The sequence below is a fragment of the Desulfobotulus pelophilus genome, assembly GCF_026155325.1.
In the GTDB taxonomy this organism is placed as follows: Bacteria; Desulfobacterota; Desulfobacteria; order Desulfobacterales; family ASO4-4; genus Desulfobotulus; species Desulfobotulus pelophilus.
The window spans coordinates 26,662-47,580 of sequence record NZ_JAPFPW010000022.1; the positions used below are offsets into that span (position 1 = coordinate 26,662).

Annotated in this window: 21 protein-coding genes; 3 read left to right on the forward strand and 18 right to left on the reverse strand. The window is 48.9% G+C overall.

The features are described from left to right. Positions 1–9 precede the first annotated feature (9 nt). The 8 genes from OOT00_RS14165 to OOT00_RS14200 form a co-directional block, all read right to left on the reverse strand. Entirely contained in the window at positions 10–393 is a 384-nt protein-coding gene (locus tag OOT00_RS14165; protein WP_265426050.1) for a hypothetical protein, read from the reverse strand. Between the two features lie 76 nt (positions 394–469). After that, entirely contained in the window at positions 470–1,549 is a 1,080-nt protein-coding gene (locus OOT00_RS14170; protein ID WP_265426051.1) for a response regulator, read from the reverse strand. A 75-nt stretch (positions 1,550–1,624) separates the two neighbouring features. Beyond that, a complete protein-coding gene (locus tag OOT00_RS14175; protein ID WP_265426052.1) occupies positions 1,625–2,611 on the reverse strand; it encodes a hypothetical protein in 987 nt (328 codons plus the stop codon). A 33-nt stretch (positions 2,612–2,644) separates the two neighbouring features. Beyond that, positions 2,645–3,826: a HAMP domain-containing protein gene (locus OOT00_RS14180; RefSeq protein WP_265426053.1), complete on the reverse strand. Its 1,182-nt coding sequence runs from the start codon at positions 3,824–3,826 to the stop codon at positions 2,645–2,647. A 19-nt stretch (positions 3,827–3,845) separates the two neighbouring features. Beyond that, entirely contained in the window at positions 3,846–4,418 is a 573-nt protein-coding gene (locus OOT00_RS14185; protein ID WP_265426054.1) for a DUF8082 domain-containing protein, read from the reverse strand. 101 nt (positions 4,419–4,519) lie between these two features. Continuing rightward, positions 4,520–5,179, reverse strand: coding sequence for a hypothetical protein (locus OOT00_RS14190; RefSeq protein WP_265426055.1), 660 nt, complete (start codon positions 5,177–5,179; stop codon positions 4,520–4,522). Beyond that, positions 5,180–5,791 (reverse strand): GTP-binding protein, encoded by a 612-nt coding sequence (locus OOT00_RS14195; protein WP_265426057.1) that lies wholly within the window; start codon positions 5,789–5,791, stop codon positions 5,180–5,182. Between the two features lie 19 nt (positions 5,792–5,810). Further along, positions 5,811–6,206, reverse strand: a complete 396-nt coding sequence (locus tag OOT00_RS14200; RefSeq protein ID WP_265426058.1) for a roadblock/LC7 domain-containing protein — start codon at positions 6,204–6,206, stop codon at positions 5,811–5,813. Positions 6,207–6,659: 453 nt separating this feature from the next. Here OOT00_RS14200 and OOT00_RS14205 point away from each other — a divergent pair, with 453 nt between their 5' ends. Then, the gene (locus OOT00_RS14205) at positions 6,660–7,865 is read left to right on the forward strand and encodes an ABC transporter substrate-binding protein (RefSeq protein ID WP_265426059.1); all 1,206 of its coding nucleotides are present in this window, start codon (positions 6,660–6,662) and stop codon (positions 7,863–7,865) included. A 258-nt stretch (positions 7,866–8,123) separates the two neighbouring features. Here OOT00_RS14205 and OOT00_RS14210 read toward each other — a convergent pair whose 3' ends face one another. The 10 genes from OOT00_RS14210 to OOT00_RS14255 form a co-directional block, all read right to left on the reverse strand. Beyond that, a complete protein-coding gene (locus OOT00_RS14210; RefSeq protein ID WP_265426060.1) occupies positions 8,124–10,214 on the reverse strand; it encodes an SUMF1/EgtB/PvdO family nonheme iron enzyme in 2,091 nt (696 codons plus the stop codon). A gap of 97 nt (positions 10,215–10,311) precedes the next feature. Continuing rightward, complete coding sequence (locus OOT00_RS14215; protein ID WP_265426061.1) at positions 10,312–11,484, reverse strand: hypothetical protein; 1,173 nt, start codon at positions 11,482–11,484, stop codon at positions 10,312–10,314. 83 nt (positions 11,485–11,567) lie between these two features. Further along, positions 11,568–12,815, reverse strand: coding sequence for a porin (locus tag OOT00_RS14220; RefSeq protein WP_265426062.1), 1,248 nt, complete (start codon positions 12,813–12,815; stop codon positions 11,568–11,570). A gap of 49 nt (positions 12,816–12,864) precedes the next feature. Next, on the reverse strand, positions 12,865–13,290 hold the full coding sequence (locus OOT00_RS14225) for a type 2 periplasmic-binding domain-containing protein (protein WP_265426064.1): 426 nt from the start codon (positions 13,288–13,290) through the stop codon (positions 12,865–12,867). 160 nt (positions 13,291–13,450) lie between these two features. Further along, positions 13,451–14,332: a phosphoribosylaminoimidazolesuccinocarboxamide synthase gene (locus OOT00_RS14230; protein ID WP_265426065.1), complete on the reverse strand. Its 882-nt coding sequence runs from the start codon at positions 14,330–14,332 to the stop codon at positions 13,451–13,453. A 51-nt stretch (positions 14,333–14,383) separates the two neighbouring features. Further along, positions 14,384–14,899 carry a metallophosphoesterase family protein gene (locus OOT00_RS14235; RefSeq protein WP_265426066.1) on the reverse strand — a complete coding sequence of 172 codons (516 nt, stop codon included), beginning with the start codon at positions 14,897–14,899 and terminating at the stop codon, positions 14,384–14,386. Positions 14,900–14,908: 9 nt separating this feature from the next. Then, entirely contained in the window at positions 14,909–15,271 is a 363-nt protein-coding gene (locus tag OOT00_RS14240; protein ID WP_265426067.1) for a PilZ domain-containing protein, read from the reverse strand. After that, a complete protein-coding gene (locus OOT00_RS14245; protein ID WP_265426068.1) occupies positions 15,246–16,412 on the reverse strand; it encodes a DUF4388 domain-containing protein in 1,167 nt (388 codons plus the stop codon). The genes OOT00_RS14240 and OOT00_RS14245 overlap by 26 nt, the downstream gene beginning before the upstream one ends. Before the next feature lie 41 nt (positions 16,413–16,453). Next, positions 16,454–17,071 (reverse strand): GTP-binding protein, encoded by a 618-nt coding sequence (locus OOT00_RS14250; protein WP_265426069.1) that lies wholly within the window; start codon positions 17,069–17,071, stop codon positions 16,454–16,456. 63 nt (positions 17,072–17,134) lie between these two features. Next, positions 17,135–17,995, reverse strand: a complete 861-nt coding sequence (locus tag OOT00_RS14255; RefSeq protein WP_265426070.1) for a hypothetical protein — start codon at positions 17,993–17,995, stop codon at positions 17,135–17,137. Between the two features lie 634 nt (positions 17,996–18,629). On the opposite strand from OOT00_RS14255, the gene OOT00_RS14260 reads away from it, so the two are divergent. Both OOT00_RS14260 and OOT00_RS14265 read left to right on the forward strand, forming a co-directional pair. Continuing rightward, positions 18,630–19,952 (forward strand): FAD-dependent oxidoreductase, encoded by a 1,323-nt coding sequence (locus tag OOT00_RS14260; protein WP_265426071.1) that lies wholly within the window; start codon positions 18,630–18,632, stop codon positions 19,950–19,952. Positions 19,953–20,258: 306 nt separating this feature from the next. After that, entirely contained in the window at positions 20,259–20,642 is a 384-nt protein-coding gene (locus OOT00_RS14265) for a hypothetical protein (protein WP_265426072.1), read from the forward strand. The last annotated feature ends 277 nt before the right edge of the window (positions 20,643–20,919 follow it).

The window sequence follows — 20,919 nt, forward strand, 5'->3', positions numbered from 1 at the left end:
TAAGAAACATCAAAAATCAAAGGCTTTGAAAAAACTGGATGTTTTTTTAGTCTTTTTGACTTTTCTGAGTTTGGGTATCAGGGTGTCGGAAACTAGACGAACCATATCTGTGGAGGCACTACGATTCATGATAACCGTCAGATAATTGGGGCTTATGTTACGGATCAGAATCTTTTTGGCATCAAAAAACAATTCTATCTCATGCATGCCATCAAAGCTCTGGATCATTTTGGCTATATCACCCGGGTTGGGAAAGTGAGACTGCCAGTTTTTCTGATCCATGTGAGCCTGGATTGAAGACGCAAAGGACCAGGACAGCAGCTCTCCTTCCGGCGAAAAAAGCAGGCTTCCCTCCACACCTTCCAGGGATAAAATTTCTGAAAAAAGGGTCATGGTTTTCTCTCAATATGAATTACAGATAAAGCAAACACTTTTTTTTTTAAAAAAAAATCATGCAGAATATTCTCTTTCAGAGAACCCCTCCGCTAGTGCGGAAAGATGGCTTTTTTGCCAGAAGGCTCACAAGGTGTTCCCGTTTACAGGCCGGTCGTACGGCTATTACCGTGGCCTCTTCATCCGGAAGCGCAAGAAACTCCGATGCATCTTCCGTGTTAACGTAACAGGCCTCCAGTTTTCCGGCATCGAAGGCTGCGCCAATCAGGCTGGCATAGTTCAAAAGTTCCTTCCACGAAGCATCTTGATATACCCCCTGAATCCCCAGTGAGCGATCATGTTGGGATTGGGATTGAAGCCATTGCTGAAGGGAATCAATGGTGGATGGGGTAGAAGGAGCATGATTTTCGCTCTTATCCGTACTGGCAGGCAGGACGGTCTGTGCCGCAGGCTGGAGTTCCTGAGGGCCTTCTTCATCCTTGAGACGCATAGCCTCCATGAGCATGCCCTGAAGATCGGCTTGGATAGTCTCCGAAGGTGCACGGCAATGATTTTCAATCATAAGGGATACGGGTTGCCACCCCAGTATGGTGTAGGCTGCGCTGATACCATCACTTTTTTTGGGACCGGGAATTCGTGCATGGATTATATTCCCGCTGCTGAAAAAAAGAATGCCATAGCCTTTGGAAGGAGGGTGCAACACCCGCAGAGTACAGGTTTTCTGCTCCATTTCGATCATCTGGGCAAATGTATCCAGGGAGGCCCCATTCAGAGCCCCGCCTTCCTGTATGCGTTGCAGTGTTTTACCCAGAGCGGAAAGAAACAGTCTCTCGTCAACGGGTTTGGGAAGAAATTCTTCCGCCCCTTTCCGCAAAAGAATCTCCCTTGTTTTGGGCTTGCCATGGGCAGAAATAACAATGGCTGGAACCTCGGAACATTCTTTGTTTACCCAGTCAAGAAGACCAAATCCATCAATATCGGGCAAAATCAGCTCTGTTATTAAAAGGACAACAGCCTTGCTCCGGAGATAATCCATGGCCTCCATACCAGTGGCGGCGTGAAGGCACTCAAAGTTATTCCCCTGACTGTCAATCCACCCGGAGATACGCTGTGCCATCATTTTATCCGGATCGGCTATCAAAACATGCAGCTGCATTGAACCTCCAGCAGTCTTCCGGCCCAAAGGGCAATAAGGAGAGTTCCTTCCCTTGGGTTTATGACCCCATGGGTATTATGAAAAACGAATCTGTAAATCATGGAGCCGTTTTTCATGCTCATCTTTCCACTGCTCAAAAATGGGTGAAAAATGATTCTCCAGTCCGGATTCCTCCAGCATGGACAGAACAGCCCGGCAGACGCCTTCCGTAACTTGTGCATCACCGGCTTTGCCTTCAAAAGAGAGAATTCCATCCCGGTAGTCCAGCTCGGCAACAAAAGGATCAAGAAAATCATAGGTTTCTGCCCATTGTACACAGGCCTTTCGGAACCGTATATCAAAGGTGATTCTATCTTTTTTCATATTGTGAAAGTACTGTTCCGTTCTCACAATGAGCTTCTGAAGCATCTCAATCGTTTCAGCGGAAACAGGCGCTTTCTGTGTGCTGTTTTCTCCTGTTACATTCTGTGATAAACCCCAGAATGTAGTTTCAACACGGGATGATGTTTCAAATCTTTGAATGAAATCAGGCATTTCCTCTGGTTCCATCCAAGGGGCCTTTTCGCCGGGAAGACGGAAACCATAGATACGTTTTCCCTGAAAAAAGGCCCACCCAAGCTGACGTTTTTTATCACCCTGCAAGCGCAAATAACCGGTAAAAGGACGGTTTTCATGCTCCTTGTCGAGCAGTGGCAGGAGTTGATTGCAGGTTAAAATAACTGGTTTTGCCATGGGAACTACATGGATAAGAGAAACCCAATACGAGAGGGCATCCGGCTGAATACCGTAGACAGAGACCCTGAAATTTTTTTCCGGCATGGATTTCATAAGAAGGTCTGTAGCGGAAGTTCCGGTAGAACGTCCTTTTTTATCTTCAAATACGGCATTTACAAGCCGTTGTTTGTCAAAATACAGAAGTGCTTCGGCAGAAGCTGACCTGCCATGAATACAACCACAACCAGCCACTCCCTGATAGTGCTCTACCAGCCTTTGTAAAGAAAGATAAAAACTGCTCATACCCGTTATCAGCGGGGTATCGTTGGGAAAAAGAAGTTCAGCCATCCTGCCTGCTCCAGAGAATCAAAAATAAGGACGTTATCGTCTTCGTCGTAGACGTTCAATTGACAGTTTTAAGCTGTCCTGCATTCGGGAAATGGCATCCGCAAGGTTGCCGATTTCATCATTGGAACGAACCTGGATTTCCATATCAAGCTCACCCACACTGATCCTGTCGGCTGCATCGGTCAGATATTTGATGCTGCGGGTAATTCGGTAGCCGTAAACAGAAATGGAAAGACCTATAATCACAAGGGATACGGCGAGGATAATCAGCGTAACGTTACGTGTATGAAGCGCCATGGCATTGGCTTCTGTTTCCAGTACCCGCACGGGCTCCGTAAAGTCGTCGATATAGGCCGTTGCCATAATGTGGTACCGGGTACCCTCCACTGGGCTGATAACAGCAAATTTCTGCCGGAGCTGACCGTCCCTTTCCACCCATGTGTAATATCCCCTTGCTTCCCGCAACCTTGTGGCATCCTCGATAATTCTTCTGAATTCAGGATAGTACTGAGGCCCCAGTGCCTGCTGCAGACTGTCAAGAACCGGTACGCCGATGATGCGGGCATCGGGATGGGCCCAGATACGAAAGGCCTGGTCACTTTGATCCGGTGCTGGACGTTCAAACAGAACCGTGTAACCGGAATCCGCAACACGCTGCACGGCAATGCGGCTGAATTCAGGATCATAATTGAAATCCATTTTTCCCAGCTCAGGGTGGCTGCGCAGGAAAATATTCGACTGAAGGGCAACGGAACGGGCTTTTTCCGCAATGATTTCTTCGGCCATACTCTGTACAACATGGGTACTTTCCGTTGTTATACGTGCGGAAAGATCATTGAGTTGGTTTTGGGAAAACAAGCCGGAAATTGTCATCAGAAAAAGGGGGACAAGCAGAAAGAGAAAAAACATTTTTGCCCTGAGCCCGAAGCCTTTGCGCCGGTCCGCGTCTTCAACAATCGCTTTTTTAGAGACTTTTTTTCTCGATTCCTTCCGAGGCTCGTCAAAGGATGTCATTTCAGCCTTTTCCTTTGCTTCGTACTTGGCGGGAACACTCTTCGGGGGGGGGGCTGCGACCAGCTGTTCCCTCGTCACAAGCATAACATGACCACACTCCCGGCATCGGGTTCTGGCCTCATCTCCGGCAAGCTTTTCTTTAAGCTTTTCCGGATCCAGATGATAAATTTTACCACATTCTTCGCAGATTAGAGTTGTCATGCTATCTCCTCCGGAGGCCTTAGCGCGGCAGGTCTTTTAAAAGCTGAATCATGGCCTGCTGAAAGGTCATGCGTTTTGCTTCCCTGGGAATCTGGCGGGCAAGCAGGTTAATCAGCTCAGGTGCCCGGTCGATGGGAAATTTTTTCCAGGTTTCATCCATCAGTTCGATTTCATCTTCTATCATTACGGAGGCAATGGGGCCGATGGCCAGAGCCAGATGTTCTTCAAGGAAATCCATGAAAGAGGATGAAGAGTTACTTCTTGTTTCTGTTGCAGGGGATTCTACGGGAGCGGATCGAGGAGCAGGCTCGCTGGCCACGGTAAACGAGTAACCCGCAAGGCTTTGCCTATGCAAAGTAGGAGGGTTTTTTTCTGCGACTTCAGCCACATCGGCATCCAGAAGTCGCTGGATGACTTCACGGATAAGGTTCGGTGGCATGCCGGTATGGGCAGTGATATCCGCAAGGCTCCGCTTACCGTCAATGGCCGTAAAGACCTTGAGCATATCCCTGTCCATGGAAAATTCACGGTCATTCCCGTCGTCTTTCTGTCTGAGAATAACTGCGGATGGGTTTCCTGAAAAAGTTGCCATGTCTGTCCCTTATATGAAACGTTCCCGTTACGGAAAGAGCCTGCAAACTTCCATGGCCCGACATTCTGCTGCTCTGTTTGTGCTCAAGTAAAAAGTAAATGTCAGGAATTTTGAGTACGGTGGATCTCATCCAGCAGATCTTTGCGGAAAGACTCCAGCTCTTTACGCACAATACTTCGTATGAGATTGACAAGCTCCCGGTTTCTTGGGGCTGGCATCTTATCCGTAGATTTTTTACCAGCGATCTGTTCCTTGAAAGCCTTGAACCGTTCATAGGCTTGATTGAAATAATTTTTTTTCTCGTTATCTGACAGTGTAGGCTGCAAATCGAGAAACAGACCGGCACCGGATTGTATTTCCTGAAGTATTCTCAAGGTATCCTGGTGGGCATGAACCTTGTTGCGTTTCAGGTACAAACTGACCGACTCCAGAAGCCTGAAAAAGTTGAGCAGGGCTTTATCGTCCTGCGCAGCTTTTTGTAAGCGTTTGATTTCTGTAAGGTACTGAGCCATAACACTGTCATCTATTTCCCATTCCATGGAAAGTAAAAGAGCATTCAGACCCCGTAGTGTTTCCCCTCCCGGCTGCGGTTCTTCACCCTGCCTTTCCGGATGACTGCGAGGTATATCTTTTTTTTCTCTGGGTTTCGGATCCGGTTGAGAAGCAAGAAAACTTTCCGGATTTTCAAGGCTGTCCTCATCAAAGAGGTCGTCAAGACGTTTGTCCAGCTCCACCCCCAGGGTATCCTCTTTATCCGTCACTTATTTTTCCTCCAGCTTTTTTTTAAGGGATCCAATCGTTATAGAGATAATTTTTTTCATGGTTAAAGCCACATTATCTCCTGTGATTGCGCTGGCTTCGATGTAGGGAGCATTGAGCGTTGAGTTGAGATCCTGCTGCATGGTTTCAAGGGGCAGAAGAGAGATGTTGTGCGAAGCAAGGTCTCGTTTATTATACTGGAATACCAGTGGAATTCTGGCAAGATCTTTATTGAAGGAACGAAGGTTCTCTTCGAGATTCTGCAGGGAGCGGATATTCATATCCCGTCTCAGCCCCATGGAATCTGCAACAAAAACAATACCGTCCACACCGCGAAGGACAAGTTTGCGGGTGGCATTGTACTTTACCTGACCCGGCACGGTGTAGAACTGTATTTTAATGTTATAGTCATTAATAGTACCGATATCGAGGGGAAGAAAATCAAAGAAAAGCGTTCGGTCACCATAGGTTTTAACCGTAACCATTTCCGATTTGATACGGGCCTTGAATTTCTGATTAATGTATTCGAGATTCGTTGTTTTTCCACCTCGGCCGGGTCCGTAATATACAATTTTAACCTGGACTTCTTTTTTTTTGGGATTAATCAGCGCCAAAATAAGCCTCCGACTTTTTCTATCCGAAAAGGGATTCGATTTTTCTCACGGCTTCACTCACTTTCAGCCGAAGAAAGCCCAGTGAGACTTCTTTACCGAAAATGGAAAGAAGAAGCAGGTCGTCGGTTACTTTGCTGAAGTGGATGCTGTCTGTCTCCCCTTTGTGAAAAAGGAGGGAAAATTCCTGTTCTCCTATCAGGTTGGCCATGGCGCTGACAGCACCGAAGTTCCCTGCTGCAAGGGCGGCCAGGGAGTAAACGTCATGCTGGGTATTCCCATTGTCCAGATTGACAATGACGTTGCCGGCAAGATCCAGCAGAATCACGTTGCTTACACCGAGATCGATCAGTTCTTCATCCAGAATCTTTTCAATCTTTTCAAGCTGATGCTTGTCCAAATCTAAGGTAAAGTCCATAGTCCCTTCCTCAAATGGTACTTTGGGTCATAAGTGTCAATGCAGATTCTGATAAGCCAGAATCCAGAAATTCATGTTGCAACGAAACCATTGTAACATTCTCCCTGCCAGGTTCTGGAGTCTGTTCAGGTTCTGCTCGTTCAGCATAAATCAGGCATTGAAGTCTATCCAGTGTGTATCCTTGCCCATTGTTGGGTTGAGGATTTTTTTTACTCTGTGGCGTTTTGTGTCATGTTTTGCGGCAGTCAGGAAGATGGGTTTCATCTTTAGACCGGGAATATAACCTAAAAGATCTGTGGAAGCAAACCTTAAGTTTTCACATATATCCATATAAAAAATTATAGTAGAATAGGGTTTGATTCAGGAGATGTTCGTTTCCTTGACAAGAGCGGCAGCCTGGTCGTATGTAGTTTGGATAATCTGTCCTTTCGAAAAATAAAGAACGGTGAGGAAATGATTTTACAAAAAATGAGAAGCTGGAAAAAAAATGCCTTCGTTTTAGTTTGCTCCCTTTTTTGTGTGGCATCATCCGGACTGGTCCGGGCCGATGACAATCCGGAGCTTATCATTGGCCTGAGCCTGCCCTTGAGTGGTCAGGGTGCCGTGCATGCACGCAAGTGGCTCCACGGAATACAGGCTGCTGTGGAAAATGTGAACAGCGAAGGGGGAGTTCATGGACACATACTGCGTGTTCTTCCTCTGGATGACGGTGGTGCAGCGGTTCGTCGCTCCGAAAACCTCCTGACACTTACGGAACAGGAAGAAGTATTTGCTCTGGTGGGGGCCTACGGTGCCGATGGCGCAGCCGATGCCCTTTTACGGGCCGAAGAAAGCGGTGTGCTGCTGTTCGGAAGCAATAGCGGCTTACAGTCTCTGACAAACCCTGTAAAAAGCAACGTCTTTAATCTCAGGCCGGACACAGAAACAGAAATGCGCATACTGGTGGACCGTTTTATAAACGAAACCGGCAGGAGCAAAATAGCCGTCTTCCATACGGAAAACACCTATGGAGAAGAAGCAGAATTAGGAGTCCGCAAAGCCCTTGAGCAGAAAGGGCTGGAGCCGCAAGCTGTCTTTTCGGTACCTGCAGCCAGTGCTGTTCCTGCCATAGCACCCGCTGTTGCGGCTATGATGGAAAGCTGGCCCGATGCTGTGATCATAGCGGCGGATAAGGACACCACAGCTGCTTTTGTTCGCCTTGTAAGAGAGCACACAGGAGAAACGGTTCTGATTGTTGCCGCACAGGATGACCCCATAGAGCTGGCGTCCATACTGATGAACCGGGGGCTAGGTGTTGTGATCAGCGAGACGGTACCCTTTCCATTTTACAGGCGAATCCCCGTAGTCAGTGCCTATGCGTCGGCCGTTGAAATTTTCAAACAGGATGATCCATCTATTGAAATGAGCTTTCCTGGTTTTGAAGGTTACCTGAATGCCAGGGTTTTTATTCATATTCTGCAGCAGAGTCCTGCCCTCACAACAGAGGCTTTTATTACCACAGCATCCAAGCAGACGGAAACGGACCTTGGTGGTTTCCGCTTTACCTTTTCCGATCAGAGACGCATCGGATCCGGCCAGGTCTATCTGACACAGATTGCACCCGGCGGCTTTGTAACGCCTATCCGGACATTTTCGGAAATGTATGAATTTCATCCATAACAATCTGTCGGTCTTTTTTGCCTGAAAAAGGTATGGGTAAGGGAATTTGGCAGCACGTATCCGTGCCTTCATTCTTATACTGGTTCAGCTTCTTCAGTAATGTACCTGATTTTTTGAACAGACCTGAAAAAAACAGGTTTGTTGAGTGAGTTCCGATTGTAATTTGTAACGGTAAAAACAGCAGGACCGCAGCCTGTTCAGGCTGCGGTCCTGCTGTTTTTACGATCAGATCAGACCTGTCTGTACGGTTTCCATCTTTTAAGGCCGGATTACAAGGCGAAAACCGATGTTGGCATAGGCGGCGGAGGGTTCTGCCGTGTGACGGTTAGCAATGCGCGCAGCATCCATATCCGTATCCCACCCACCTCCTCTGATAATTTTTCTCTGACCTGTGGCTGGACCGGAAGGGTCTGAAGATTCCCCATCGCCGGAGGGATAGTCCGCATACCAGTCACGGCACCACTCCCATACATTGCCATGCATATCCCGAAGGCCCCAGTCATTGGGAGCCAGGGCTCCTACGGGCATGGGCTGTTGACGATAGCTGCCGGCCGGACAACCTGACCGGAATGAATTGGCAGCAAAATTTGCCTGTTCCTGAGTCAGGCAGTCCCCATAGGCATAGGTTGTCTGACTGCCAGCTCTTGCTGCATACTCCCACTCCGCTTCGGTGGGAAGGTCATAGAAAAGTCCCTCTTCTTGGCGCATCCACTGTACAAAAGCCTTTGCATCATTGTAGGAAACGGCACTTACGGGAAAAGAATCCTCAATGGCATATCCTGGCTGCTTCCAGTTGTACGCAGGATCGCGGACCCAGCGGAATCCGTTTTCCAGGGCAAAAGCTCCTGGGCCCGTTTCTGCCTCCGTCCTGTATCCTGTAGCCGTGATGAAGCGTTTCCACTGCCCGATGGTAACTTCTTGTTCCTGCATAAAAAAAGGTTTTGTGATGAGTACCTGATGTTGTGCTTCATCTGCCTTTCTCCGGGTTTCTCCCCCGGAACTACCCATGGTGAAACGACCACTTTCTATCCTCAGGAACCTCATCTGAAGTTCGTTTTCAAAAGAAGGCAAAAGAGTCAGTTCCACGTGAATGTTCTTTTTTTCACCGGCCCGGATGCTGATATTTTTTTCCAAGGTTTCATGGAGAGGCGCTTGGAAGCGAAGTGCATGAATGCCCGGGGCCAGTGGCAGCTCCGGCCTGTAGCCATGATCCTTATCCATAAATTCAATATGTGTATTTTCTGGCAATGTTCGAATCAAAAGAAAACCTTTTTCTGGTCTTCTGGCAGAGAGGAACAGGGAGAGCTCCCTGGATTCCCCGGAAGACAGCAAAATTTCTTCGCTGAAATCCTCATAGCCCGAAGCACTGGCCTCCACACGATAGCGCCCTGCATCCAGTCCTGTTATCTGCAGCGGTCCGGCTCCACGATCCTGCCCGTTGATTCGTATCCGGGCTTCTTCAACATTCGTTCGTATTCCAAGGTGTGCAGCAGGTTCTTTTTCCGGCGTGTGCACCTCCGGGACAGACTTTTCACGGATTGCGGTGCTGAAAACAGGATCTCCGGTAAAGGGCTGACCTGTTGTAAGATTACGATATTCCAGTCTGCCACCGAGCCCCTCCGCTTCCTGTGAAAGAGCGGTGAAAATTTCGTATCCGCTGAAGCTGGCCCCTTTCGATGACAGTACATGGAAAAGGGATGACACCAGAAGACCTGTCGGGCCTTCGGAAATAATGGCATTGCCTGATGACCTGTACAGAACCGTATGGGCAAACCCACCGGAATCTTTATTCGAGAGTTGTGCACTTTCCTGGGTGACAGGGTCACCGCAGGCTGATTCGGGAAAAACTGTGTCAGAAATCAGAAAGATGCGTCTGGCAGCGGCCTGACGCAAAATTCGCTGTACGGATCCGATGTCCACCCAGGTCTGTGAGTCTGAATGAACGGCATCCGTTCCCAGCCACCATCCGTATCCATAAAGAGTTTCGACTTCCGCAGCGCCCGCGTAATAAATCAGAAGTGCATCTTCTGGGGCCGTATTTCTGGCAGCGGATTCAAGAGCAGTCATGATGGCTTGTTTTGAGGCAGAAGAGCCGGAAATTTTTGTAACCTGAAACCCGAGTTTTTTTTCAAGAAAAGCGGCCATGGCGTCTGCATCGGCTTTGGCTGTGACCGGCGCTTGAATATCTTCATCCGTATACGTATGGACCCCAATAATCAAGGCCCTGTTCTCAGCTGCAAAAACAACAGTAACTGTCATTATCAGCAGCAGACCGCTGAGTATCGGTATAAGCTGACGGCAGAATGCCATAGCAGGTATTCTGGCTGAATATGATTGCAATTTCATCATGATGTCCCCTCACTTTTTCTACCGCATCCGACACGGATTGCCGGAGCCGAAATGTAAAAAGGCACAACCCTTTTTGGGTGCAGGGTTCGTGTCTCCCTCATTCCGTAAAATGGGGGTTTTCATCCATCACAGACCGGTTTTGCCCCCCGCTTATGATGGCGTTTTTTCCGCCAGCTCTGTTTTTTCGTCCTCCGACAGTGGCAGAAAAATCACCATCCGCACGGTTCTCTTCACCGCCAATGGCCAGAGCGGCCTGGCCGGAAACGGTGTTGTCTTTGCCTGAAACCGCAGCACCATATACACCTGTCACCTTATGCCCGCTTCCGGATATAAGACTTCCATATCCACTGCAGCTGTGATTATCACCCACCAGCATATTGTGGGATCCCGTAACATTCTGAAGCTTTGAGTAGCCAATTACAAGGTTGCCGGTTCCATTGGTGCTGGCTGTTTTACCCTCACCATTTACCAGAATAAGATTGATACCTTCCAGCTGAAGATTGGATCCTGTGCGCTGTACGCCTTCCAGAAGCCTTGTCAGGTGAGCCACCTGGGCTTCAAGGGTGGCAATTCTCTGATGAAGATGAACACCTTCCCCGCCAGCAGCCACCACACCACCCACCAGAAGAGGCTGAACCAGACTGATGTCGGCTTTATTTTCAAGGGCAGCGGTCAGCTCAGACCGCCTCACCAGTGAAGAATCAATGCGCTCTGCGGGGAGAACACCGCTAAGGTTGGCAAGGTCGTGGGTATGATTTCTGTCCGCTTTTTCTGAAAGCATCTGCTTCCATCTCCGCTGCGTAAAGACAGGCACACAGTCCGTAATCCCCATTTCCCGAAAATAACCACATATCCCTGCATCATCGATACGTTCATAGGTGGCAATATCCGTAGGGCCCACGAAAAAGAGATAGGGAAAGTTTCTCGGAATGATAAGGCTGGAAGCACCCCGCTCAAAAAGAACCATGGCAATGGCGGGAGTATCCGGAGAAATGGTTGCCTTATAAGCAACGGCCGCATACTTGTCGCTAAGGTCAAAAAAATCCCGTATGCCCTTTACTGTCACATCCCTTCCCCGTCGGGACTGACGTTGTACCACCTGCTGTCTCGCCTGAGCCAGTGCCTGCATAACGGATTCCGTGTCTTCCAGTTCCAGCAGTACGGACACTTCGCGTTCGGACTGTACGGAGGTTGCTCCGGCCGGTGTGCCCGCTACGGCCCATGCGAAAACCCAAAGGCCAACCATGGTGAAAAATGCCCTGCGTCTCATATTCCCCCCGTATGGATAAAGGCCATGCCCTGCCTGCAAGGGGCAGAGCATGACATGTTCTGCATGGATAAGCTTTCTAGAAATCAGAAACTTACGGTCATCTTGGCAGCAAAGAGGAACCAGTTTTCGGAAGTGTTCAGGATATTGTTTTCTGAGTTGATGTCCTTCATCAGAATGGCGGCACCGTTCATGGCATGGCCTTCCAGCTTGAACACCCAGTTGGGGGTGAGATCAAAGCGTGCGGTGAGGGCCAGATCCTTCAGCCAGGCGTCGTGGTCCTTATAGCCTGCAGCAATACGATTTTGATCGGTTTTGTTTTTATTACCGTCCCTGTCATCCTTGTCCGCATAGTATTCCGAATAGGAAAGACCCATTTCCAGCCAGTCCGTAAAGCGGTAGCCCATGGCTGCATAGTAGCCTTCGGTATTCAGTGTATTTGTTTGATTTACCAGGTTATTTGAGAATTCATACCGGTTGCCCATGTATTCTGCCGCAAAGGTGAAGGAGCCAAAGATATACTCAAGAGATGCTGTATAGGCTTTGGATATTGTATTGGCACGAAAATCTAATATTTGACCGCTACCGCCAAGGTATAAATCAGCATCCGTATCAAATTCAACTATCCAGCCAGTTGTGCTCAGCCGAAGACCATTCACAGGGGTGGACCAGACAAGGCCACCGGCATAGCTGTGTTTTGTGTGAGTGGACCTGGGGTCAGCGCGGTTACCCTCAAGCTTGGCCTGGTCTTTCAGTGTCGCCACGACCCCGCCGTCAGTGGGAAAATCAGCCTCTCCACCCTGAAACTGATAGGTAAGGGAGCCGGCATTGCCCATATAGATATCCCCGTACACCTCGGCACCGGTAATGGATGAAACCGTATCCCTCCAGGCCTCGTTGTATACACTCTGGGGAAGGAAAATGCTGGTACGGAGCATGTCGATGTCACGGGTGGTATTGTAAAGGCCGTGGACCATTTTCATTTTACCAACACGAAGGCCCATCCAGTCTCGCCACCGGTAATCGGCAAAGGCCCAGTCAATTTCAGGATCGCCTTCTCCAAACTCGCCAAGGTTCCGGCCGAGAATCTGCAGACCCACGCGGAGCTGATCACTTACCTGGCTGCTGATATTCACCCCGAATTCATTGAAACGGGCACTTCCGTCTTCGGTTTTGGCAAAAAAGTTGTTGTTGTCACTTTTCAGGTAGCCCTGAGAGATAAAACCATGAACCGTGACACCACCAAAAAGGTCGTCACCAAATTCAACGGCCATTGCCGGAAATGCCATGCATAACAGGCCAAGCCCGAGCATGAGTCCCTTCAGCGTTTTCATAAAGCCTCCTTATACAAACAGTCTGTTAGTAAATGCGGGGGGAAAAATACTAGGGTGTAATGCCCAGAACCTTCACCTCATCCGTCCGGGTTCCTTCCGGAACAAAGCCGATGGCTCCCTGAGTGTTGGCAACGTAGGTGACCATATCACTGGCTCTGCCCATGGCCGGAGGCATCTGCCCCCTTCCTGTGAAAACCTGACGCTTCCAGTGCTGGTCAAACTGGGATGCAGACATTTTCACATAGTCAGACAGAAAACCCTCCATGGTGTCGCCCCTGAGAACGGCAAAATTGATCCGGCTGCCGTCTTCCCACCGGCTCATTTGGCCACGGTAGATACGTTCCACCTCGCTTTTGGAAATGGTGGCCACTGGCACACTGCGGTTGGCGATGATCAGGACATCTGCCAGGGCATGCCCTGTGAAGCCCGCCAAGAATAATAGGATCAGGGCTCCTATCCGTACATGCTTCATCATAATCTCCCCTTGGTGAAGTATGAAATGAACCACCCCCCATGGGCGGTTTTTGACAGCAGATTTTACAAAAATACAGGTCAGAGCCTTGCCTTGCCCATTCCTGTTTTCGTATACAAAAAAGGGCAGCCCGTAAAAGCCGCCCCTTGATGTTCCAAATGGTTTACTGGCTGAGAAGCGCAAGGGCTTCTTCATATTTTTCAGCCGTCTTCCGTATGACCTCTTCCGGAAGACGAGGTCCCGGAGCCTCTTTGTTCCACTCCAAAGTTTCAAGATAATCCCGTACAAACTGCTTATCAAAACTCTGCTGGGCTCCTCCGGGACGATAGGAGTCAACGGGCCAGAAACGGGAAGAGTCCGGAGTCAGTACCTCATCAATCAAGATGAGTTCTCCGTCCACAAAGCCGAATTCAAACTTGGTATCCGCGATGATAATTCCCCGCTGACGGGCATATTCCGATGCTTCTTTGTATATGTTCAGGCTCAGATCCCTTACCTTTTCAGCTGTTTCTCTCCCCACACGGTCAACGGCTTCTTCAAAAGTTATATTGATATCATGATCACCCACATCCGCTTTAGTCGAAGGGGTAAAAACGGGCTCGGGCAGCTGACTGGATTCCTCAAGACCTGGAGGGAGAAGAATACCGCATACGCTCTGGTCTTTTCGGTAGGATTTCCATCCGGAACCCGAAATATAACCCCGCACCACGCATTCAATGGAAAGGGGGGCTGCTTTTTTGACCCACATGCAGCGATCCCGCAGATAGTCTGCATGGGGACGGCAGACCTCAGGGAAATCATCCACATTTCCGCTGATGATATGATTCCCCACCAGTGAACGCATACGCTCAAACCAGAACAGAGAAAGCTGTGTCAGCACCCGTCCCTTTCCGGGTATGGCATCGGGCAGTACCACGTCAAAGGCAGAAAGCCGGTCGGAAGTAACCATAAGGTAGGTGTCGCCCAGATCATAGATATCCCGGACTTTCCCACTGCGAAGCAGTGCAAGCCCATGTAGTTCCGTATTGGTAAATGAAGCAGTCATAGTATTCTGGAGAATCCTTTCCGGTAAAGATCAATCAGGAAAAAAACAATGCTAAAAAGAAACGGGAAAAATATTCCCGCTGATACCTCCATTGGAAGAAATTGTCAATATTCCAACCGTACGGGGCCATGCCCCCCTCCGGTTATCCGTGTAACTGCCGGGGTTGAACATAAGCACCCCATCCAGCATACGGCATTCCGGTTCATGGGTATGGCCGAAAACAACAGCATCCACATTCTCAAAAGAGTGGCGTGCCCGCTCCATTACACCACTGCGTTCTCCCCACCCGTGGATAAGACCGATGGAAACCGGCCCTATGGGAACAATGCGGGTGACCGGGCATATCTCCCGTACCAGAGGGCCATCACAGTTGCCGCATACGGCCAGAACTTCCACATCATGAAAACAGTCGAGTACGGATGGATGGATGATATCTCCGGCATGAAGTATGAGAGATACGCTGGCAAACACTTCCTCCCGTATACGAGACAGGCCCTCATCAGCCCTTTCCAGATGGGTATCCGATAGAACGCCTATCCGGATTCCGCTGTCAGCTTCCGCTTCCATTACACTTTCCTATATATATTCTTCAAATCGTTGAATAAAAAGGGACAAAAGCCTTGCCTTCGGACCCGTCATAGGCAAAAAAGCAAAGCCTATATAGATAGTACCCTCCCGGGAAGTTCTTATATGTGCTGTAATGGCATCCAGTTCAAGAATATCGTCCTCTATGCCAATGGACAGCTGTACACGGGAACCTTCGGGAATGGGGGTGTGAATTTCCAGAAGCACACCTCCCCGGCTGATGTTCAGGGTTTTTCCCATCCCCTGAAGAATAAGGCCTCCCCGATCTCCCAGAACAAAAAAGTGAACAAGATTCCGGGTTTCCGGACGAAAGATAAAACGCCTTTTTTCAGATTGATTCCGGGTCTGTGTCATGGCTTTTTCCTCTGACATCTATGGATTCTCCAATGAGCTCCAGGGTTGTCTGCACCGACTTCAGGGAAAAACCCAGCATTTTTCTGAACGTTGGTGAGAGCCTGTCCCAGAGCATGCCCGCATCTGCATCGCTTACCGGTACAATGGATGTATGACTGTCTCCCATAAAAACAAGGCCATCGATGGCAAGGGGGTTACCCGCCATGGGGTGGGCAAGGATACTGTCTTCGGCAAAAGATGCCAGTTCCCATGTGACGTCTTTCCCTTTATAGGCCAGAATGGCCCGCCCTCCCTTTACACAGAAAAAAGATCCTGAAGAAAGGGTGCCTGAGGCCTGCAGGACAGTCCATGATTTCGGTATTTCCGAAGACAGGGAAAGGGACGACCGAAGCCTTGCGAGAGTTTCGCCAAGCTGAGTCAGTTCTTTGTCCACATCCAGAAAAAGCTGCTGGAAAAAAGGAGAAAAAGTTGTGTATTCACGGGCGAGCCTCTGGGCATCCAGAACTCCCAGCAATACCTCACCAACCGCATGTACGGATGCATTTCTGGGGCGATTCATGAGGGAAAAAGTGGCAGCGCTTCCGATAAAAGCACCCTTGCCAAGGCAGAAAAGGGGTATGCTCCGCCCCCCTATTTCCCTGTGGGTGCGGACTTTCCCCTCCAGAATAACCCATAGCCATGAACCAAAACGCCCCTGACGCACCACCACGCTGCCGTCCCGGTGGAACTCTTCATCGACAATATCACTGTACTCAATGGATGGGCCTTTGAGAAAGGGCTCTTTACCTGACGAGCTGTGATGAAAGGACTGTTCTTCCCGGGACTCATCCACCCGGCGGAGAGCATCCAGAAGAAGCCCTGTGAGATTTCGGTGGATCTCTCTGGAAGCTGGGCCAGTCCCCGGAAGAAAAAGGAAATCCCCATCCTGCCAGGTAAACAGTTCATGGAAAGCCTTTTCACCGGAAAGTCCCCCCTGGCGGGCATCAAAAACATCTCCGTTTTTCATGTTAATGACACCTTCCGCACCATTTTCCGCAAAAATGCGAACCTCACCACTGGCTACAGCGGTTCCGAGAAACTGAAGAAGGTCAGCAAGACTGATAAAAGACAGCTTGCCTGAAAGGACGTCTGATTTTGGCATCGGTATTTCCAGAATCAATCATGGCCGTTTACGGACAGACTTTATTTTTTCGCCCAGTCCAGTTCTTTCTGCAGATGTCTGAGTGTGCTTTCTATGCAGGCTTTGAGTGTCTTTCCAACCCCTTCTCCGGTTACCGCACTGGCGGCAAAGGAAGGAACCTTCAGCTGGCGGTTGAGATCCCTTTCCATCTGAGCAATGGACATGACGGGCAGCCCTTCTCTGGCCAGGTCCCGCTTGTTGTACTGCATGACCAGAGGAACCCGTGCGATATTCAATCCGTAGGATTTGAGATTTTCATGCAGATCCTTCAGGGAGAGCATGTTTTTTTCCCTGCGAACCGTAAGGGAGTCAGCAACAAAGACAAGGCCATCCGCCCCTTTCAGAACCAGTTTTCGCGTAGATGCATATTGGGGCTGGCCGGGAACGGTGAACAGCTGTACCCTGACATCGCAGCCATGAATCTTGCCAAGCCCCATGGGCAGAAAATCAAAGAAAAGGGTCCGGTCTCCCTGAGTATCGATGGAAACCAGCTCTCCTTTCATATGCTTCCGGAAAAGTTTGTGTATGGTTTCGAGGTTGGTTGTTTTACCGCATCGGCCCGGGCCATAGTAAACAATTTTACATTCAATGACCCGTTGCTGCATGTTAAAAACGGCCATAAAGACCCTCCAGAATTCCGTTACTCCAACCATGACAATCCGCTGGGACCCTATGGGAAAACATCAGCCCTTGATTTCTATGTTCAGGCACCAGTCCCCCTTTTTGGGTCCGGCATGAATCTGGTGCTTGGAAGCCACTATTCCTGAACTCCGAAAAACTGCCACTGGGGAATAGCAGCGCATGTCATTCAGCCGAAGCCCTACCTTCAAGTCATCAATGAGTTTTTTATCTTTACTGGAGATGATCAGACTTACCTGGTTGCCGGACTGAAAACTCACATCAAGATCTACCTGATCATTCAAATCCTCCGGAACGTTTTCCAGCCGGATACCCACGGAGCTTACCGGAAGCAGATCCATTTCATTTTCATCCGCCGGGTCCGCTTCCGATGCCATGCCGGGAATAAGACTTTGGCACCGCACCAGAAACCTTTCGTTGAAATTCCGGCTTTTTTCCCACTTTTTCAGAAGGTTGACAGCATCATTATCTTTTCCGTCTTTGACCATGGCCGTGATAAGGCCCTTTGCCGCCTCCTCGCCCACTTCTTTTTCCTTTACCAGAGGAGAAAAGAGAGCAATAGCGGCTGCGTAGGAACCGTAACGTGCAAGAAGCCGTGCCTTTTCCAGTCTCATTTCAAGGGGAATTTCATCGGTATCCGGCAGAAGCGTTGTAACCAGTTCGGATTCCTCGGCTGTAAAAATTCTGGTTTCATTTTCCTCAGAAACATCGGCCATCTTTCTTTTCAACTCGGAAATACGGGCACGGATATCTGCCTGTAGCGCTTCTTTCTTTTTAAGCCCTGTTATTTGATGGACAAGGATTTCAAGGGTCTCAAAGCGGTTCAGGGCTTCATCGAACAGTCCCTGTGAAGAATAGAGTCGTGCCTCTTTGAGGATAGTTTGAAAATTCTCTTTCGTCGGCATGGATTCTCCCGCATAAATGCCTAAATTTAATTTTGAACTTAAATATTCTATACTACCAGAAGCTGATATGGAGCACAATCCTTTAGACTCCAATCCCATAGTCAATTATTTTCCTTTGAATATGTTTTGGCAAGCTCAGAGAATCATAACTCCATGAAAACGAGCATCATGTCTCCGCTTTTCATGGCAAGAAAGAGGATTATACAGGTAAGCGGCAAACAACTGACAGCAGGAAGCGGCAGCGTGATATACTTTGTTGCTAACCGGTGCAATTCCCCAACCTGCCAGACAGCCGCACCGATAGGCAGGCCAGATTGTTCTTCTGCTCTCAAGCGCAAAAACCATGAATGCGGGACAGAATCATGCACACACATGCCTGCCTTTCACCGGGCTCCGGTGGCGGAAATAACATCTTTGAAATTCCTGCATGCCATATGCTGAGCTGCGGCTATTTTTTTTTCAAAAAAGCAGCAGGAGTTGTCCCCTTTTGATTTTCAGTATAAAAGGCTTTTTCAAAGGGGATTTTATTACCGGCTGCGAAGGAATCCCGGGGTGGGTGTTCAGGAAGACACCGGCAGAAAGTCAGAAGATCTGGCAGCCCGAAACAGGCCTCAATTATTAAAGGATAACAACAATGGCAACGGACCGATATGACGTTCTGATTATTGGCGGGGGGATATCAGGTACATCCCTGCTTTATGAGCTGGCAAGGTATACAGACCTCAAACATATAGGGCTGATTGAAAAATACAGGGATTTTTCTCTGGTTAATTCCGCTGCAAGCAACAACTCTCAGACTCTGCATTGCGGAGACATAGAAACGAACTACTCTCTGGAAAAAGCCATCAAGGTCAACAAAGCTGCCCATATGCTGATTCATTATGCCAAAGCGCAGCAAAACACCCATGCCCTGATGGAGGTCTACTCTAAAATGGTGCTGGGTGTGGGTCCAGAAGAATGTGCGCTTCTGCGTAGGCGATTTGAGAATTTTACCCCCCATTTTCCGGACATGTGTCTTTGGGAGGAAAAGGATATTGCCCGCATTGAGCCGGCTGTTGTCAAGGGTCGGAAGGATGAGATTGTGGCCATTGGTGTGCAAAATCAGTATACAGCTGTGGACTACTATGCCATGGCTCACTCTTTTGTCCGTAATGCCCGCAGGGAATCCGGAAAAACCGTAGACATACGTCTGAGCGAGCCAGTCCTCAGAATTCGTAAGCAGGAAAACGGATACGACATAACGACAGCCCGAGGTAACATTTCTGCAAAATTTGTGGTTGTTTCAGCGGGAGGTCACTCACTGCTTTTTGCGCAGAACATGGGGTATGGACACGAGTTCAGCTGCCTCCCCGTGGGAGGGTCCTATTACTTTATTCCTCCTTACCTGAGGGGCAAGGTGTACACAGTCCAAAATGACAGACTTCCCTTTGCAGCCATTCACGGAGACCCTGATTTTGTTGCTCCCGGCATGACCCGCATAGGCCCTACCGCCCTTCTGCTCCCCATGCTGGAGCGATATAACGCCAGAACAATCGTGGATTTTCTTCGGGTTCTGAAACTGGACACCTCCGTCGCAAGTGTTTTGATGGATCTATACACCGTCCCGGACATCAGAAACTATATCTTCAAAAACTTCCTGTTTGAAATTCCCTATATCAACCGGAGGCTTTTCCTGAAAGATGTGAAAAAAATTATTCCTTCCGTAAGACTGGAAGACTTGAAATTTGCCAAAGGCTTCGGTGGCCTGCGTCCCCAGCTGATTGACAAAAAGAAAAAAGAACTTCTCCTTGGTGAGGCGAAGATCGATACGGGAAAAGGGATTACTTTCAACATGACACCATCCCCGGGAGGAACCGTATGTCTTGATAACGCCCATAAAGACCTTAAAATCATTCAAAATTATCTTGGCTGCACCTTTGACGAAAATCGTTTTACGGAAGAACTTTTGTTTGGATGACATGAAGGGACAGCATAAATAATACAGGCTGCACCCTGGGGATGGGGTGCAGCCTGTACAAGGGAGGAAGTTAGGAGTGGGTTGGTGGTGTACGGTTATGGGTCATAGCAGACCCGTTACAAAGCTTTACCCAATAAACAATGTTTACTCCTGAGTCCTACCTTTCCACATACAGAACATATGTGTCAAGAAAAAAAACGGATACGATGTATCATAGGGGAAATATCAGGTATCAGGATATCTACCCCATCCCGGCCTTCCTGGGCCGCATTCAGATCCATGGACAGAAGAGTAAAGGAGGAACCAATGCCGAAAGTTCGGATCCGCCAGTATAAAGGAACCAGTGATGAAGAAGTGGGTATGGCAATCACCTCAATGGCAAGCCCCATGCTCTCGGCCTGTAATGGAGAAATGGAACTGATGGCTGCTTTTGCTGAACTGACGGTTGCCGGGTGGAATCTGTCTCTGGAACCGTCAGGGGATGATGGTTATGCGGCACGCATTGAGAGCCATTTGCCTGCCCGGCTGGCGGGAGAGCAGCGCCAGGTCCTTTATGCATTCATGGAAACGGTTATCCGGAAGCGGCAAAATAAATATCCGGGTATTCTGAAAGGAATTATTCATCATGAAATCTGTATGGACCCGGAACCCGGAATACGGGTAAGCACCCTTCCTGTACGACCTTTGTAAGTCCCATCTTTACCATCCGATGCTAATAGAATATACCGGCTGCCAAACATGATGACAGCAGGTGTAAAAAACCGGAGACTTCCTTGGGCCAAAACAGGGGGAAGCAACCGCATATTTTTTTATTACCACTGCGATACCATGAGCATAAGCTTTTGTTTTTGTGTTTAATTGCGCAGCATAGCACGCTCTGCACATTCGAAGGCATGATTATTGCTAATCATTAAAGAAGAGATCCGTTCATTTCATAACCAGACTTTAGCCCATCAACCCAGGCCTT

Bases quoted from the DNA above. Each gene is read 5' to 3' on its own strand.
- OOT00_RS14175 (WP_265426052.1), bottom strand. From the start codon at position 2,611: ATGGCTGAACTTCTTTTTCCCAACGATACCCCGCTGATAACGGGTATG.
- OOT00_RS14200 (WP_265426058.1), bottom strand. From the start codon at position 6,206: ATGGACTTTACCTTAGATTTGGACAAGCATCAGCTTGAAAAGATTGAA.
- OOT00_RS14225 (WP_265426064.1), bottom strand. From the start codon at position 13,290: ATGATGAAGCATGTACGGATAGGAGCCCTGATCCTATTATTCTTGGCG.
- OOT00_RS14255 (WP_265426070.1), bottom strand. From the start codon at position 17,995: ATGCCGACGAAAGAGAATTTTCAAACTATCCTCAAAGAGGCACGACTC.
- OOT00_RS14185 (WP_265426054.1), bottom strand. From the start codon at position 4,418: ATGGCAACTTTTTCAGGAAACCCATCCGCAGTTATTCTCAGACAGAAA.
- OOT00_RS14260 (WP_265426071.1), top strand. From the start codon at position 18,630: ATGGCAACGGACCGATATGACGTTCTGATTATTGGCGGGGGGATATCA.
- OOT00_RS14245 (WP_265426068.1), bottom strand. From the start codon at position 16,412: ATGCCAAAATCAGACGTCCTTTCAGGCAAGCTGTCTTTTATCAGTCTT.
- OOT00_RS14235 (WP_265426066.1), bottom strand. From the start codon at position 14,899: ATGGAAGCGGAAGCTGACAGCGGAATCCGGATAGGCGTTCTATCGGAT.
- OOT00_RS14250 (WP_265426069.1), bottom strand. From the start codon at position 17,071: ATGGCCGTTTTTAACATGCAGCAACGGGTCATTGAATGTAAAATTGTT.
- OOT00_RS14220 (WP_265426062.1), bottom strand. From the start codon at position 12,815: ATGAAAACGCTGAAGGGACTCATGCTCGGGCTTGGCCTGTTATGCATG.
- OOT00_RS14230 (WP_265426065.1), bottom strand. From the start codon at position 14,332: ATGACTGCTTCATTTACCAATACGGAACTACATGGGCTTGCACTGCTT.
- OOT00_RS14180 (WP_265426053.1), bottom strand. From the start codon at position 3,826: ATGACAACTCTAATCTGCGAAGAATGTGGTAAAATTTATCATCTGGAT.
- OOT00_RS14205 (WP_265426059.1), top strand. From the start codon at position 6,660: ATGATTTTACAAAAAATGAGAAGCTGGAAAAAAAATGCCTTCGTTTTA.
- OOT00_RS14215 (WP_265426061.1), bottom strand. From the start codon at position 11,484: ATGAGACGCAGGGCATTTTTCACCATGGTTGGCCTTTGGGTTTTCGCA.
- OOT00_RS14170 (WP_265426051.1), bottom strand. From the start codon at position 1,549: ATGCAGCTGCATGTTTTGATAGCCGATCCGGATAAAATGATGGCACAG.
- OOT00_RS14240 (WP_265426067.1), bottom strand. From the start codon at position 15,271: ATGACACAGACCCGGAATCAATCTGAAAAAAGGCGTTTTATCTTTCGT.
- OOT00_RS14265 (WP_265426072.1), top strand. From the start codon at position 20,259: ATGCCGAAAGTTCGGATCCGCCAGTATAAAGGAACCAGTGATGAAGAA.
- OOT00_RS14210 (WP_265426060.1), bottom strand. From the start codon at position 10,214: ATGATGAAATTGCAATCATATTCAGCCAGAATACCTGCTATGGCATTC.
- OOT00_RS14165 (WP_265426050.1), bottom strand. From the start codon at position 393: ATGACCCTTTTTTCAGAAATTTTATCCCTGGAAGGTGTGGAGGGAAGC.